16 protein-coding genes are annotated in these 16868 nt (G+C 35.5%); 11 read left to right on the top strand and 5 right to left on the bottom strand.

What is annotated here, in order from left to right; translation table 11 throughout:
- Positions 1–13 precede the first annotated feature (13 nt).
- The gene (locus ABFR62_08000; GenBank protein MEN8138360.1) at positions 14–970 is read right to left on the bottom strand and encodes a glycosyltransferase family 2 protein; all 957 of its coding nucleotides are present in this window, start codon (positions 968–970) and stop codon (positions 14–16) included.
- A gap of 18 nt (positions 971–988) precedes the next feature.
- Positions 989–1516 (bottom strand): DUF4199 domain-containing protein, encoded by a 528-nt coding sequence (locus ABFR62_07995; protein ID MEN8138359.1) that lies wholly within the window; start codon positions 1514–1516, stop codon positions 989–991.
- Between the two features lie 312 nt (positions 1517–1828).
- On the opposite strand from ABFR62_07995, the gene ABFR62_07990 reads away from it, so the two are divergent.
- On the top strand, positions 1829–3700 hold the full coding sequence (locus tag ABFR62_07990) for a metallophosphoesterase (GenBank protein ID MEN8138358.1): 1872 nt from the start codon (positions 1829–1831) through the stop codon (positions 3698–3700).
- 2 nt (positions 3701–3702) lie between these two features.
- Here ABFR62_07990 and ABFR62_07985 read toward each other — a convergent pair whose 3' ends face one another.
- From ABFR62_07985 to ABFR62_07975, 3 genes are all read right to left on the bottom strand, one after another.
- Positions 3703–4323: a MarC family protein gene (locus ABFR62_07985; protein MEN8138357.1), complete on the bottom strand. Its 621-nt coding sequence runs from the start codon at positions 4321–4323 to the stop codon at positions 3703–3705.
- A gap of 93 nt (positions 4324–4416) precedes the next feature.
- Positions 4417–4998 (bottom strand): DUF2892 domain-containing protein, encoded by a 582-nt coding sequence (locus tag ABFR62_07980; protein MEN8138356.1) that lies wholly within the window; start codon positions 4996–4998, stop codon positions 4417–4419.
- A 121-nt stretch (positions 4999–5119) separates the two neighbouring features.
- Positions 5120–5758: a DUF1684 domain-containing protein gene (locus ABFR62_07975; GenBank protein MEN8138355.1), complete on the bottom strand. Its 639-nt coding sequence runs from the start codon at positions 5756–5758 to the stop codon at positions 5120–5122.
- Between the two features lie 64 nt (positions 5759–5822).
- Between ABFR62_07975 and ABFR62_07970 the strand changes: the two genes are divergently transcribed.
- The 10 genes from ABFR62_07970 to ABFR62_07925 all read left to right on the top strand — a co-directional run bounded on the left by ABFR62_07970 (position 5823) and on the right by ABFR62_07925 (position 16717).
- Positions 5823–6992, top strand: coding sequence for a serine hydrolase domain-containing protein (locus ABFR62_07970; GenBank protein MEN8138354.1), 1170 nt, complete (start codon positions 5823–5825; stop codon positions 6990–6992).
- A gap of 501 nt (positions 6993–7493) precedes the next feature.
- Positions 7494–9263, top strand: coding sequence for a 30S ribosomal protein S1 (gene rpsA, locus ABFR62_07965; protein ID MEN8138353.1), 1770 nt, complete (start codon positions 7494–7496; stop codon positions 9261–9263).
- Between the two features lie 262 nt (positions 9264–9525).
- Positions 9526–10071, top strand: coding sequence for a bifunctional pyr operon transcriptional regulator/uracil phosphoribosyltransferase PyrR (pyrR, locus tag ABFR62_07960; protein MEN8138352.1), 546 nt, complete (start codon positions 9526–9528; stop codon positions 10069–10071).
- A gap of 5 nt (positions 10072–10076) precedes the next feature.
- The gene (locus tag ABFR62_07955) at positions 10077–11006 is read left to right on the top strand and encodes an aspartate carbamoyltransferase catalytic subunit (protein ID MEN8138351.1); all 930 of its coding nucleotides are present in this window, start codon (positions 10077–10079) and stop codon (positions 11004–11006) included.
- Positions 11007–11019: 13 nt separating this feature from the next.
- A complete protein-coding gene (locus ABFR62_07950; protein MEN8138350.1) occupies positions 11020–11346 on the top strand; it encodes a ribonuclease Z in 327 nt (108 codons plus the stop codon).
- Positions 11347–11352: 6 nt separating this feature from the next.
- On the top strand, positions 11353–12120 hold the full coding sequence (locus tag ABFR62_07945; GenBank protein ID MEN8138349.1) for a T9SS type A sorting domain-containing protein: 768 nt from the start codon (positions 11353–11355) through the stop codon (positions 12118–12120).
- A gap of 7 nt (positions 12121–12127) precedes the next feature.
- Entirely contained in the window at positions 12128–13045 is a 918-nt protein-coding gene (locus ABFR62_07940; protein ID MEN8138348.1) for a ribonuclease Z, read from the top strand.
- Between the two features lie 71 nt (positions 13046–13116).
- A complete protein-coding gene (locus tag ABFR62_07935; protein MEN8138347.1) occupies positions 13117–13623 on the top strand; it encodes a histidine phosphatase family protein in 507 nt (168 codons plus the stop codon).
- Between the two features lie 46 nt (positions 13624–13669).
- Positions 13670–15727, top strand: coding sequence for a polyphosphate kinase 1 (ppk1, locus tag ABFR62_07930; GenBank protein ID MEN8138346.1), 2058 nt, complete (start codon positions 13670–13672; stop codon positions 15725–15727).
- A gap of 105 nt (positions 15728–15832) precedes the next feature.
- A complete protein-coding gene (locus tag ABFR62_07925; protein MEN8138345.1) occupies positions 15833–16717 on the top strand; it encodes an exopolyphosphatase in 885 nt (294 codons plus the stop codon).
- The last annotated feature ends 151 nt before the right edge of the window (positions 16718–16868 follow it).

The following is a 16868-nucleotide window of genomic DNA, read 5'->3' as shown; positions in this document are numbered from 1 at the left end:
TTACCCTCAAGTGCTATTCAACATTCACCAACTCATCAATATGGTATAAAGGAGATTTATGTCTGGATTGCGAAATCATCTCGGCCACAAATCCGGTCAGGAATAACTGTGTTCCCAGTACCATCATAACAAGTGAGATGTAGAAAAGAGGATTGTCGGTTACCAAGATAGTTGGAAGATCATGTTCGAGTCTGTAGAGTTTCATCACTCCCAGATATCCGGCAGCAATAAATCCTATAAAAAACATAAGTACTCCCAGTGCTCCAAAAAGGTGCATAGGGCGTTTGCCAAATTTGCTTACGAACCATATCGATATCAGATCGAGGAAACCGTTAAGAAACCTTTCTATCCCGAATTTTGTAGTACCGTATTTTCGGGCCTGATGTTCTACTACTTTCTCGTCGATTTTTGTATAACCTGCCGATTTGGCCAGAATTGGGATGTAACGGTGCATCTCACCATAAACATCAATATTTTTTACCACATTACCATCGTATGCCTTTAATCCGCAGTTGAAATCGTGAAGTGTTAATCCCGATGTTTTACGTGCAGCCCAGTTAAACAGTTTGGTGGGCATAGTTTTGGTGATCGGGTCGTAGCGTTTCTTTTTCCAGCCCGAAATAATATGCATATTATCATCTTTTATCAGCCTGAATAATTCGGGAATTTCATCGGGGCTGTCCTGTAAATCTGCATCCATGGTGATAACTACATCACCTTTTGTTGTTTTAAATGCAGCGTTTAGAGCCTGCGATTTTCCGTGGTTGGTTCGGAATTTAATTATCTTAACCTCCGGATGTTTGTCGGACAGTTCTTTTAATACCTTAAACGACTCGTCGGTGCTTCCGTCATCAACATAAATTATTTCATACGAAAAACGATTGGACTGCATAACTTTTGCAATCCAATCGTATAATTCATTTATAGATTCTTCTTCGTTTAATAAAGGTATTACTATCGAAATATCCATATTTTTTATAACTGTTCTTTATAGTGGTGAATCACTTTTCTTTAAAATCAAGCCTGTTATCAGTGAAAAAATTAACCCTACAATTGCATTACCGATAATCGCTAATGGAATTGAAAGAGCAGGTGATGATATTTTTCTTGTTATTCCCATTGCCATATCAAGTTGATCATCAGTTATTTCAGGATTCTGTTCCAGTATCTGTTCTTCTGTTTTTAAGAGCATATCCTCAACAAAATCCGGTTCAATAACGGTCACAAAGATAATATTATATATTGCATAAAAAACACCTCCTATTACCGCAATTGTCACTCCAAGTTTTACAGCTTCACCAATGCTTAAAAATCCATTATTTTGCTGGTCTCTGTAATTTTTTTGAGAGTAAAAAATAACAAGGGCAATTGCGAAGTATGCTGGAATTCCTGCCCATTTGTTTTCAATTGGGTCAATACCAATAACATAAATTATTACAGCAATAAGTATTAATACAATACCCAAAATTACACCCGGGTTCAGGGCATAGCTAAACATTGATTTTTTATTTTCCATTTTTAAGATTATTAGTTTGTAATTCTGTTAAAGCATCTAAATACATTAAAAAATAAGGGAAGTATTTAGGAGCTCTGTTTGAATAACAAATATAAACAAGGATTTCGGAAAACAAGCTTTTGATGACAATATAAAATTAGCCGCAACGTAACGTAAAAATACTTTGCGAAACTTTGCGGTTAAAAAAGGTTGTCATGGGTAGAAGTAAGTTTTTTCGATAAAACTCCAATCAGGCCCCCGGATTGATAAATGCCGATGAAATTGATTAGTTATAATTGATTAACTTTATTGTCCTAATTTAACTGTACTACAATGAAGAGATTAATAGCTTTTATGTTTTTATTGTCAACATTCGCCGCTGTTGGCCAGAATAGTAAAATACCAAAATCGTATTCAAATTTATCATTCGATAAAGATGGGGTTTTAACTCTTAATCTTGATGGTAAAGAGTTAAAAGAAGTTTATGATAGCTCTCCACAAACACTCTCTAATCTCATAGGTAATCCAAAGGGAACGGAAAGCGGAATAGCATTCGATTTTGGAAAGGCTGTAGAGTCGGGAGTTCTTTACTATGGATTTATTCCATACCATGATATGAAATATCCTTTACCGGTATATTTTAAGAGAACATCAAAAATAATTGGCGGCAAAGCTGATATCGATATCTCAAAAATGAAAGGGAAGTACGATATGATTTCCTGGGAAGAAAATGGAATGGGTACTTTTGGTTATAGGGTTCAGGAAGAAAGCGGAAATTTAATTTACGAAGGAATAGTTTCTTTTAAAGGGAAAGGTCCGTTTGAGCTTGCCGATGCAATTATTGAAGGCCCTTCAGTTGCAATGTCATACCCTAATGAAGTAATTCTCAGATTGAAAACCAATCGTTCGGCTAAGGTTGAAATTTTTATTAACGGGAAAATAATATCATCAAGTGCTGTGTTGCACGAGATAAAAGTTGACAGTTTAAAACCAAATACGAAATATTCTTATAAAGTTGTAGTTGACGGGTTTGAGCAAAATTATTCGCTGAAAACATCTCCAAAAGCCGGTAGCAGAACAAAGTTCAGATTTGCCTATGCCAGTGATTCCCGTTCGGGTATTGGAGGCGGAGAACGCGACCTTGGAGGTACTAATTTTTATATTGTGAAAAAGATAATGGCTTACGCCGGTCTCAGGGACGTGTCGTTTATGCAGTATACAGGCGATTTAATAAACGGGTATAATTCAAGCAAGGGAAAACAGCAGGCCGAATATGCAAACTGGAAAAGAGCCATTGATCCATGGGCTCATTATTTCCCGATAATTCCCGCAATTGGCAATCATGAGGTTTTATCCTATGAGTTTAAGCCCGACCCGAATGCCTGGCCGATGGGAGTAGACCGTTTCCCGTTCGAAACAGAGTCGATGGAGGCAATATTTGCTGATGAATTCACACTGCCGACCAACGGACCTGACAGCGAAGACGGAGCTTATTACGATCCGTCGAAAAGAACAATTGATTTTCCGAGCTATAAAGAAAATGTGTTTTACTACACTTACGATAATATTGCGGTAGTTGTGCTTAACAGTGAATACTGGTACGCAACGCGCTTGCCAAAATACCCCGAAACATCGGGGTCGCCTCATGGCTATTTAATGGAGAATCAGATAAAGTGGATGAAGGAAACAATTGCTATGCTGGAAAAGAACGATGATATAGACCATATTTTTGTTACCCAGCATACTCCAACCTTCCCTAATGGCGGACATACCGGCGATGCAATGTATTACGGAGGAAATAATGATGTCAGGGCTTATGTGGCAGGGAAAGCCGTAAAGAAAGGTATGATAGATGTAAGGGATGAATATCTTGATTTTTTGGTAAATAAATCTAAGAAAGTAAAAGCTATTTTAACAGGCGATGAGCATAATTACGCCAGAACTGAGGTAGGTCCGGAAACAAACCTGTATCCCGATAACTGGAAAGGTAAAAGAATTGAACTTAGCAGAACAATACAGCAAATAAATAATGGCGCTGCCGGAGCTCCTTATTACGCTCAGGAAGAAATGCCATGGAGCGATATGGTATCTAATTTCTCAACGCAAAATGCAGTTGTTATTTTCGAAATCGAGGGAGAAAGTATTAGGATGGAAGTAGTGAATCCCGATACTTTTGATGAGATTGATGAGTTCGAGTTTTTTTAAGTCTATAAATTAAAAGCAATCCTAACCCCTGATATAAACATATCAATGCCGATAACACCAATAATCAGTCCCATGATCTTTGCAATAACCTGAATTACGTTATCACCTATCTTTTTTACTATAAAATCACTTGATCTGAAAGCGAGATAGGTTAATAATGAAACAATGGCAAAAGATATTATAGTTGTCATTACCGATATGGGCTGTTCAGGATCAACATAATTCATTGCGGTAACGATTGTTCCGGGGCCTGCCAGTATAGGTGTGGCGAGCGGTGAAATAGCCTGACCTAAATCGAAATCTTTTAAGGCAACTTTTGTGTTTTTGGTAGATGGCTTTTTAGATTGTACCATTTCCAACCCAACCATAGCGATTAATAGTCCTCCAAAAATTTTGAATCCCGGAATAGTAATGCCAAAAAACTTAAATAAATAAGAACCTGTTAATACAAATACAGAAACAACAATAAATGCAACCAATGTTGATTTAAAAGCTACCTCTTTTTTTGTTTCATTATCAGCTTCTTTAGTAATTGTAATGAAAAACGGAGTCATTGCAATAGGGTTCATAATTGCAAATAACCCGGAGAAAGAGGCTAAAAAAAATGCGAAACTTTGTTCCATATTTCTTTTGTATTATTGGTTTAAAAACAGAGGGTGACTATCTTTTATTTTTAGACAGTCACCCTCCGAAATATAATATCATTGGTTTTAAAACTATCTTCTTCTGCCTTTACCGCCACCCATTCTGAAGTGATCCATGTTTTTCTGAACAGGCATTTTCATTTGTCCCTGCAGCATCTTTATCTGATCGGTAAGCATTTTTGATTTGTCCAGTTTTTTAGCGGCAGTAAGAAGCTTCTGAGCTTCCTGTTTTCTGCCTTTGGCCATCACTAAAGCAGCTAACTGTAAATTTGCCATAGCTTTATCGTGATCCATGTTAAGACCAATATTCAATGCTTTTTTGAAATTCTTTTCAGCCTCACCCATAGCTTTACCCGTTTGTTTCTGAGAATTTACCAGTCCCATAAGGTAAGCGTAGTATGCCTGTTGTGATTTTATTAAACTTTTGTCCGGATTCTTGATGTAGCCAAGAAATTTTTCAGTCTTTTCGAAATTTTGTTTTCTAAGGTGCCAAAATGCTAAAAGGATCATTTCATTTCTGAAAAAAGTAAATAAAACAACGGCCCCAAGTAAAATAACCATAATACCATTACCTATCTCTCTTTCAGTGATCAGATAAACACCTAAGGCAAATAATATTACTGATAATCCAATTCTAATTATTTTTGATAACATGCTAATGTTCTGTTTTCTGTTATAAACTAGTTTTCGCGGGCGCAAAAGTAGTGATTTTTTACTTATACTTTTTGCAGATCGAAGGTAATATTTAGTTATTTAACATTTGCGTTTTTTTCGATTAATGATGACTCTTGTCGTCTAAGTCGGTATAGGCCTTAACTCCGGCTTCTATTCTAATATCCAGGTGATTGTCGCGCGGAGGTATCGGGCATGAATATTTATGGTTGTATGCGCAATAAGGATTATAAGATTTGTTGAAATCAATTATCAAAATATCCGTTTTGGGTATTCTGGCTTCAATATATTTACCGCCGGCATACGAAGTGTTTCCGGAGGTTAGATCGGTATACGGAATAAATAAATAATCTTCATAGCCTTCCATGTGCATCAGTCTTTGATTTTGATAAACGTTTAATTCAAATTTCTTTCCATTGAGTTCAAAGGCGGCAATTCCATATATTTTATATTCGGGAAGCCGTGCAGTATTAGTCTTCATTTTGAAAACCGGTTCAAAAGGAGTTAATGTAAATTTTGCTTTAACTTTGTAGTTTTGAGAAACTTCGTAGAAGTTTAATCCTACAAATACACTTAAGCCTTCCTCTGTAAGTGGGGAGTTGTCTTTATCTCTGAATTGAGAGTTTAGTTCATTTTGCCAATTTTCAATATCAGATTTGTAGTTATCTGATTGATTTGCTGATGATTCTGTAATATTGTGTGAAAAAAATACACTGATCAAAGCAAGTTGTAAAAATAACATATTTTAACAGTTTTAGATTATTGAATGTGCTAATTTCGCAGAATATCCTAAAGAGACATTCATTTTGAAGAAATATATATTTTTAATCCTAATATTTTTTGGAACTCAATTTTCTTGTAATACAGATCAGCCGGAATCCTATTTGGTTTCTGTTGATGAAATTGAATCGCACTCCAAAAATAAAGAATTTAATCCTGAAGCAGTAAGCAGAATTGATGATTTCTTTGCCTACAGGAATAAAATAGGGAGGTTTAATGGGGTAGTGCTGTTTGCCGACGGCGATAAAATATTTGAAAAAGCTTATGGCTATTCTAATTTTCAATACAGAGATTCTTTAAGTGTTAATACGAGTTTCCAGTTGGCTTCGGTATCAAAACCTGTTACCGCTGTGGCAACTTTAATGTTGAAAGAACGGGGTAAGTTATCTCTTTCCGATTCTGTCCAGAAATTTATTCCTGATTTTCCGTATGAAGGTATTACTGTTGAGCAGTTATTATCGCATAGAAGCGGACTGGGTAATTATGTTTACTGGAGCGAAAAGTATTGGGCGAATCAGGATTCACTGATGAGTAATGATGATGTTTTGAGATTGATGGTCGAGCATAAACCCGCTGTTTATTACAGACCAAATCAGCGATACTTTTACAATAATTCAAATTACGAACTTCTCGCTTCAATAGTTGAAAAAGCCTCAGGGCAGAGTTTTGAGGAGTTTTTAGATGAGAATATATTTGAACCGCTGGATATGGAGAACAGCTATTTGTATACAATAGATAGCTTGGCAGATCATGATGAAGCTACGGGCTATGAAAATAAACGACGTCCCTATACTCCATTTTTTCTGGATGGGGTTCATGGCGATAAAGGATTGTATTCTACGGTTGGAGATCTGTATAAATTTGATCAGGGATTGAGGAGTGGAAAATTGCTTTCCGATTCAACTATAACAGAAGCATATACCAACAGGTCTAAGTCGTTCAGAAAACCTTATGGGTTAGGGTGGAGGCTGGCTGAATATAATGGCAAAAAACTTATTTATCATCACGGATGGTGGCGAGGATTTAAAAGTTATTTTATCAGATCTATCGAAGACGATAAAACTATTATAGTTCTTACCAATATGGTAAACGGGACTAAGTTGAATAATGACATTCTCCTGGATTTACTTGCAAAATCAGAAAGCCATACCTTTGCAGATAATAATCAGAAAGAGAGTTCAAAAGGTGAAGTTTAACAGATTTGTTTTCTGCAAAAAGAAGGCAATAAATTATAAAACCTTATAAAATAAGAAGTCTGTGCAATGTTTGTACAGGCTTTTTTTTGCCGGCTAAAGTGGCTTTCGGCTGTAGTTTTGTTCTGTAAATATTTTCGGTTAATACCGTTTTAATACCTTAGTTATAGAAATAAGCGAAGCAATCATGAGTAAAAAAATATTATTATTAGCGAATAATACTTGCCAGTGTTATTAGTTTTTTTCGAAAGCCGGGATAAAAGAAGGAAAATTGATAATCTTCTAATCTCATAATCTCAGTTTTCCTAAAGTATCAGAACTGTTTGTAAATGAGAATTGTAAAGCCTGACGTCTATTTTGGTTATAAGAAAATTTATTTGTACTTTTGCACGCCTTTTGAGCGCTAATCAGGACAGAAAGGGTTGAAACTAAATTATTTAAACACTCTCAGAAGAGTTTGCTAAGTCCTGTAATATTACTGAGATACAAAACAAATTTTCCGAAATGTCAGAGGAAAATAAAAATATCGAAGAGCAAGACCAATTCGCAAATTTTGATTGGGCTGCATTTGAAGCTGGTATCGAAGATACTGACGTAAAAGTAAGGGAAGAAATGGAGAAACTTTACGAAGAATCTCTAGGAGACGTTGTTGAAAGTGACGTAGTAGAAGGAACTGTAGTTCGTATGAACGACCGTGAAGCTATTATTGACATTAACTCAAAGTCTGAAGGAGTTATTTCTCTTAATGAATTCCGTTACAACCCTAATTTAGCTGTTGGAGACAAAGTAGAAGTACTTATCGATCAACGTGAAGACAAAACAGGGCAGTTGGTACTTTCTCACCGTAAGGCTAGAGCTATCAAAGCTTGGGATAATGTTAACAAAGCTCACGATGAAGGAACTATTGTAAATGGTTTCGTAAAATGTAGAACTAAAGGTGGTATGATCGTTGACGTATTCGGAATCGAAGCATTCTTACCGGGTTCTCAAATTGATGTTAAACCAATTCGCGACTACGATCAGTACGTTGAGAAAACAATGGAATTCAAAGTTGTAAAAATCAACCACGAATTCAAAAACGTTGTTGTATCTCACAAAGCACTTATCGAAGCTGATCTTGAAATTCAGAAGAAAGAGATTATCTCTAAACTTGAAAAAGGTCAGGTACTTGAAGGTACAGTTAAGAATATCACATCTTACGGTGTATTTATCGATTTAGGTGGAGTAGACGGATTAATTCACATTACAGATCTTTCTTGGTCTAGAATTAACCACCCATCAGAAATTGTTGAATTAGATCAAAAACTTAACGTTGTAATCTTAGACTTTGATGAGGCTAAGACTCGTATCCAACTTGGATTGAAACAATTACAAGCTCACCCATGGGATGCATTGAGTGCTGACCTTAAAGTAGGTGATTCTGTAAAAGGTAAAGTAGTTGTTCTTGCTGATTACGGTGCATTTATCGAAATCGCTCCTGGTGTAGAAGGATTGATCCACGTTTCTGAAATGTCATGGTCAACTCACTTACGTTCTGCTCAGGATTTCGTAAAAGTTGGTGATGAAATAGAAGCTCAGGTATTGACTCTAGATAGAGAAGATCGTAAAATGTCACTTGGTATTAAGCAATTATCGCAAGATCCTTGGACTGATATTACAATGAAGTACCCTGTAGGTTCTAAACACCAAGGTATCGTTCGTAACTTTACTAACTTCGGAGTATTCGTTGAATTAGAAGAAGGAATCGACGGATTGATCTATATTTCTGATCTTTCTTGGACTCAAAAAATCAAGCACCCATCAGAATTCTGTGAAATTGGACAAAAATTAGATGTTCAGGTTCTTGAATTGGATGTTAACTCACGTCGTTTGAGCTTGAGTCACAAACATACACAGGAAAATCCTTGGGATAAATACGAGGAAAAATACACTCTTAACACTGTTGTAAATGCAACTATTAAAGATGCAAACGACAAAGGAGCTACTGTTATGTTAGAAGAAGACGTTGAAGGATTTATTCCATCTCGTCACCTTGTTAAAGAAGACGGAAACAGCCTTACTAAAGGTGAAGCTGCAGACTTTAAAGTAATTGAATTCAACAAAGAATTCAAGCGTATCGTGCTTTCTCACACAAATATTTTCAAAGAAATTGAAACTAAAAATGTGAAAGAGAACAAGAAAAAAGCTGCTGCTGCACAACAATCTGAAAAATCTACTTTAGGTGATTTAGATGCTTTGGCTGATTTGAAAAAGAAAATGGAAGGTGGTAAATAATATTGCCCTTTGTTTATAATTTCAAAATCCCTTAACAATTGTTAAGGGATTTTTTTTTGTGTATAGCTTAATTGTGATTACTTTTGGATGATTATTTGGGATACTGAGTGGGGTATGCATGAAAAATTTAAACCGATTTTAGAGGAAGCTAACGAAATACTGGCTATTTTTACGTCAATAAGTAATAAGTTAAAATAAAAGTGTTTAACTCATAAGTACTCATAACTCATAAGTACTCATAAGTACTTAAATATTTATAAGAATGGCTCATAAAATAATATTAGGAGAAAAAGATATTGAAGTAACATTAGAGCGCTTAGCCTGTCAGTTGGTTGAAAATCACAGTGATTTTAAAGATACTGTATTAATTGGCTTGCAGCCCAGAGGAACAATTGTTGCAGATCGTATAAAGACAATCCTTAATAAGTCATATGGCTTTTCTGATGTTGAATTGGGATATCTGGATATAACATTTTTCCGCGATGACTTTAGGCGAAGAGATGAGCCAATAGAAGCTAATAAAACTCATATTGATTTTTTGGTTGAAGATAAAAATGTCGTATTTATTGATGATGTGCTTTTTTCAGGACGTAGCGTAAGGGCAGCCCTTACGGCAATTCAGTCGTTTGGAAGACCCAGGAATATCGAATTATTGGTTTTGGTAGATCGAAGGTTTAGTCGTAGTTTGCCTATTCAACCGGATTATAGAGGGCGAAAGGTTGATGCTTATGCCGATGAGAGAGTATTGGTGAAATGGCAGGAACAGGATGGTATTGATGGAGTTTATTTTGAACAAAAAAACGATTAACTTATATGGGTCAGTTAAGTGTAGATCACCTTTTGGGAATAAAAGGACTAAAGAGAGAAGATATAGAGTTAATTTTTTCAACAGCCGATCATTTTAAGGAGGTAATTAACAGACCGATTAAAAAGGTTCCTTCTCTGCGCGATTTGACAATTGCAAATTTATTTTTCGAGAATAGTACACGAACCAGGCTTTCATTCGAACTGGCTGAGAAACGACTTTCGGCCGATGTTGTTAACTTTTCCGCATCATCATCGTCTGTATCAAAGGGAGAAACTCTGGTTGATACCGTAAATAATATTTTGTCGATGAAAGTCGATATGGTTGTGATGAGACATCCTAATCCGGGTGCAGGAGTTTTTCTGTCGAAACATATTGATGCACGTATTGTTAATGCAGGTGATGGGGCCCATGAACATCCTACACAGGCACTTTTAGATACATATTCTATAAGAGAGAAATTTGGAGATGTAGAAGGTAAGAAAGTTGTGATTGTTGGGGATATACTTCATTCGCGCGTGGCGATTTCTAATATTCATGCGCTTAACCTTCTGGGAGCAGAGGTTATGGTTTGTGGTCCCTCAACACTTTTGCCAAAATACATTCATACTTTAGGGGTGAAAGTAGAAAGCGATCTTAGAAAAGCTTTGGAATGGGCTGATGTAGCAAATATGTTGCGGGTTCAGCACGAACGTCAGGATTTGAAATATTTTCCTTCTATCCGTGAGTATACTCAAATGTATGGTGTAAATATGGATTTGTTGAATTCTCTTGATAAGGAGATTACAATTATGCACCCCGGCCCGATTAACAGAGGAGTTGAAATTACAAGTGAAGTTGCCGATTCTTCTCAGTCAATAATACTAGACCAGGTAGAAAACGGTGTTGCAATCAGAATGGCTGTTTTGTACTTACTGGCTTCGAAAATTAACAGATAATTATCCTAAATCAATGGAAAAAGAAATTAAAGAAAACTATATACTGTTTAGTGAAAAAAAATCTTTTGAGAATATTGTAAATTTTCTGGAAAGTGATTTGTCAGAGTATAGCTCTGATAGTCTGGTGGTTGAAGTGTCAGAGTTGGCTATTTCTGAGTCTCAATTGGAAAAAATTCACCAATTATCCAACATACATAAACAGAATGGCATGTCGTTTGTAGTTGTTATGTCGAACGTTTCTGCAGACGATGTTGAAGATTCGTTATCCGTTGCCCCGTCAATGCAGGAAGCTATTGATATTGTGACAATGGAAGATTTGGAAAGAGAACTTGGCTTTTAGAAATTTATGATTAAAAATTTACGTTTTTTTGTATTTGCATATATTTTATTCTCATCGGTATTGATGGGGCAGGATGATAATGTCCAATTACAAGACGATAATTATACAAACACTTACTGGTTGAATACTGTCCCTTTTTACGATCTGCCGGATATTAAAGTTGGCGAGTATTACAATCATAGACTGGAGATTAGAATTCCAAAAGATACGATTACATCTATGAGTGGTCGTCTCACAAAGGTTAAGATAGAAAAACTTCGTATTGTTGGAGTTAACAACGTGCCTCGGGGATTATCGTATTCTCCTTCTGTTGTTGATAATAGTGATGAAAATTATTATCGCTTATACCTTGAATTGTACGGAAGAATTGCGAGAGTTTCATCTTCGAATATCGATATAGAAATTAATACTACTTTTTCTATTGACTCGGGAAAAAGTCTGGTTCGGAGATATGAGATAAAAAATATTTCCATTCGGGAGGATACAAACATAGATCTTGAAACATCGTCAGATAAAATAGGGTTAAAGGCACTTGAATACTACCCCAATCCAATTTCCAATAAAACTGAAGTGAGGTTTTGGTCTAGTAAGCTTCAACTGGTTGAGTTTGAGGTTAGAGATGCAATAGGCAACTTAAAATTTAAGAAGACATTCACAGCTAAAGTAGGAAGTAATAAGGTTTCTTTTAGTCAGAAGGATCTGCGAAATGGTTTGTATCTTTATAGTATCAAGAACGATGATCAGATTCTTGCAAAAAGGTTAATCATAAAATAGTTTCACATTGTCTTTCACGTTAAAAATTTTAGGGTGTAGTTCTGCAACACCTACTTCGTGGGCTTATCCAAGTGCACAGGTATTAAATATGGAGGAGCGCTATTTTTTGATTGATTGTGGCGAAGGAACACAGGTTCAATTACGTAAACACAAAGTAAAGTTTTCCAAAATAAATCATATTTTCATAACACACCTGCACGGAGATCACTTTTTTGGACTTGTGGGATTGTTGTCGTCTTTCCATCTTCTGGATAGAAAAAAAGACCTGCATGTATATTCTCCAAAAGGATTGAAGGAAATTATCATCACTCAATTTCGTATTACAAAAACCTACCTGTCTTATTTTATTCATTTTCATGAGCTGTCGTCAGATGAGCCTGTTGTTGTTTTAGACGATAAAAAGCTTACGGTAAAAGCGCTTCCTTTGAATCACAGAATCGAAACTTATGGTTACCTTTTCGAAGAAAAAATAAAGGAGAGAAAACTGGATATAGATTCGGTTGTGAGTCACGGTATTGAAGTTTGTGATTATAGAAACCTAAAGCTGGGAAAGGATTATGTGGCAGATAATGGTGAAATAATAAAAAATGAAACTCTTACCTTCGATCCTCCCAAGCCTTTAAGTTATGCTTACTGTTCGGATACCGCTTTTGAAATTAAGTTGTTTAAGTGGTTAGAGAATATAGACTTACTGTATCATGAAAGTACTTTTTTAGAGGATAAGGCCGATCTTGCAAAAGCAACAGGACATTCAACTGCTAAGCAGGCTGCAATTGTAGCAGGAGAGGCTAAGGTAGGGAAATTGTTATTAGGGCATTTTTCAGCAAGATATAGTGATAGAAATGTTTTTTTGGATGAGGCAAAAAAATATTTCGATAATGTAGAAATTACATCCGAAGGAAAAGAATTTACTTTTCATAACTAAAACTTCACAATTAATATTAGTCTCTTTTATTAATAACTACTATTTTTATTGTTGCGAATAATAAAAAACTTATGAGGAGACTTATTCTTGTCCGTCATGCAAAGTCGTCATGGGATTATTTTGGTGTAAATGATCATGACCGGCCATTAAAGGAGACGGGTATAAATAAAGCCTACCTGGTTTCGGAATATTTTTCAGATAAGGTTGAAGGTGTCGATAAGATATTTTCGAGTTCTGCCAATAGAGCGCTTCATACAGCTTTAATTTTTGCAGACAATTTAGGTGTGTCGTTCGATAAAGTAGCTATTGAAAACAGCTTGTATGAAATGTATCGCGGAGAGTTTTATGAGTTTATAAGGGGAGTCGACAACAGCTATTATACAATTATGCTGGTATTTCATAACCCGCTAATAAATTTACTCGCCCGGGAATTAGGAGGTATGGATATTGAGAATGTCCCAACATCAGCATTGATTGATATCAAATTTGATGTTGCCGGATGGGCAGATATTGAAGAAGGCGGGGATGTATTGAATTATATCTCTCCAAAAATGATACTAAACAAGAATATTGACTAAAATAGGAAAAGACTATTTGTAGCATAGATAATTAATTAACATAGTAATGGTACCATACGTAAACAGAGAAAAGAGTTGGTTATTATTTAATGATCGTGTAATGCAGGAAGCAGAAGACGAATCGGTACCCCTTGTTGAGAGGATTCGTTTTCTCGGGATATTTTCTAATAATCTGGATGAATTTTTCAGAGTCAGATATGCTTATGTCAGGAGAATATCTCTTGCCGGGAAATCCGGAAAGAAGGAATTTGGAATGCCCGCTTCAGAGTTGCTGGACGATATAACTACTACTGTATTAAAACAGCATGATAAGGTCCAGAAACTTTTGGATAAATTGATTTATAAGCTGAGAGATGAAGATATTTATGTTATAGATGAGAAAAATGTAACAGACGATCAGGTAGAATTTATCAGGGATTATTTTATAGAAAAAGTTGCTCCTTCATTGATGACTATAATGCTCGATCAGATAGATAGATTTCCTAATCTTAAAGATGAGGCTATTTATTTGGCAATCGAAATGCAGAAAAAAAATCTGGATAAAGAAAAGCTGAAATATTCATTAATCGAAATACCTACTCACAAACACGGACGCTTTATCGTAATTCCGTCAGATGGTAAGGAACAGTATATAATGTTGTTGGATGACCTTATAAGATTCAATATGGATTATATTTTTCGTTTTTTCGATTATCATCAGTTTAAGGCTGCTACAATAAAAATTACCCGTGATGCCGAACTTGACATTGATAATGATATTTCGAGAAGTTTTATAGATAAAGTATCGCGTAGTTTAAAAAAACGCGTTAGCAGTGAGGCAGTAAGGTTGATATACGAGGATAGGATTTCGGAGAATTTTCTAAATAGGCTGAAAAAGTTAATGGGGGTTGACAGGTTCGATAATATTGCTCCCGGTGGAAGGTACCACAATAAGAAAGACTATATGAAATTTCCTAATCTCGGGCCGGCAGAATGGGAGTATGAGAAGGTAAATAATCTTCCTATAGTTGGTTTTGACTTGTCTAAAAGTTTGATTGATCAGGTAAAAATTAAGGACTATTTACTATATACGCCTTATCATAATTTTTCATATTTAATTAGTTTTTTAAAAGAAGCGGCACTTGATCCTAAAGTTCAGTCTATTAAAATAACACTCTACCGTGTAGCTGACGATTCAAGAGTTGTAAATGCTTTAATAAACGCAGCGAGAAACGGAAAGAAAGTTATTGTACAAATTGAATTGCGTGCGAGGTTTGATGAGGCGGCCAATATTTTCTGGGCCGAGAAAATGAAAACTGAAGGTATAGAATTGATCTTTGGAGTAAAAGGTTTAAAAGTTCACTCTAAAATATGTATAATTGAACGTAAAGAAGCCAGTGAATTTGTGAGATACGGTTTTATAAGTACAGGTAATTTTAACGAATCAACGGCAAAGGTTTATACCGATTATACTTTGTTTACTTCTAATCAGTTATTGTTGAAAGATGTTGATATGATTTTCGATTTCTTTAATGCTAATTATAGAATTAATAAGTATAAACATCTTATTGTGTCGCCGCATTTTACGCGAAAAGAGTTTGAGCGGATGATTAATAATGAGATCGCAATAGCTAAAAATGATGGAGAGGCCTATATCCATATGCGAATGAACTCTCTTGTTGATGTGCGAATTATTGATAAACTTTATGAAGCAAGTTCGGCCGGAGTTAAAATAAGATTAATAGTTAGGGGGATTTGCTCATTAATACCGGGAGTGAAGGGATTAAGTGAAAATATAGAAGTTATAAGTGTAGTAGATAAGTTTTTAGAGCATCCGAGGGTGTATATTTTTGGAAATGGCGGAAGGGAAAAAGTATTTATCTCATCAGCCGATCTTATGACCAGAAACCTTGACCATAGGGTAGAGGTAACCTGCCCGATTTTGGATAAAAATATACAGCGGGAAATAAGAGATACCTTTGATATTATTTGGAATGATAATACAAAAGCAAGGGTGTTTTCAGAAAAGAGCAGTAATAAGTACAGGAAAACAAGCGATAAGAAAGTGCGTACCCATTTTACAACTTTCGAGTATTATAAGGATAAGATAGGAAAAGACAATTAACTGTGAATCGGAAAAATACATATACAAAGTTTGTATACTGCGACATTCATACAGGATTATTTATTATTTTTAAGATGGTAAAATTACGGTAAAAAAGGGAAGAGAATGAGTGCAAAAAAATATGCTGCAATTGATATTGGGTCCAATGCTGTCAGACTAATGATTGCAAATGTAATAAAGAAAGAAGGTGGTGCGGTTGTGAAGAAGGTGGCCCTGATAAGGTTGCCAGTCAGACTTGGCGAGGATGTATTTGTAAAAGGTGCTGTTTCTGGAAATAATTATAAACGCATGATTGATGCTATGTCGGCTTTTAAACATATAATGAATGTTCATAATGTGGTTGATTATAGAGCAATGGCAACTTCTGCAATGAGAAATGCTGAAAACGGACCTAAGCTGGTTGATGAAATAAAAGATAAATCCGGGATTAATATTGAAGTAATTGACGGGAAAAAGGAAGCAGCAATTATTTTTTCTACAAAACTATCAGACCTGATAGATAAAGACAAGTCTTATATTTATATTGATGTTGGAGGCGGAAGTACAGAAATTACAATATTTTCGAAAGGAGAGATTGTTGGTGCCAAAAGCTTTAAGATTGGAACAGTTCGTCTTTTAAACAACAAGGTGGAAGATGGTGTGTGGAAAAAGATAGAGAAATGGATAAAAGATAAAACAGTAGGTTTAGACAAAATTGAAGCAATTGGTTCAGGAGGAAATATCAATAAGATATTTAAAATGTCGGGACGTCACGAAGGAAGTACTATTTCGTCTGCATATCTTTTTGCAAAACTGAATTACTTAAAGAGCTTCACTTTCGAGCAACGGGTGGAGGAGCTTGGATTAAATGAGGATCGTGCCGATGTTATAATTCCTGCAACAAAAATTTATTTATCTGCAATGGAGTGGTCAGGAGCAAAGATTATGCATGTTCCAAAAATAGGATTGGTCGACGGTATAATACGCAGTATGTATAAGGGGTTGATTTGAGGAAGGGGTTAAAGTCTAAAGTTCAAAGTCTAAAGTCTAAAGTCTAAAGTCTAAAGTCTAAAGTTCAAAGTCTAAAGTTCAAAGTCTAAAGTTCAAAGTCTAAAGTCTAAAGTCTAAAGTCTAAAGTTCAAAGTCTAAAGTTCAAAGTCTA

The organism is Bacteroidota bacterium (genome assembly GCA_039714315.1).
Classification (GTDB): Bacteria; Bacteroidota; Bacteroidia; order Flavobacteriales; family JADGDT01; genus JADGDT01.
This window is presented reverse-complemented; position numbering and strand designations above follow the sequence as displayed.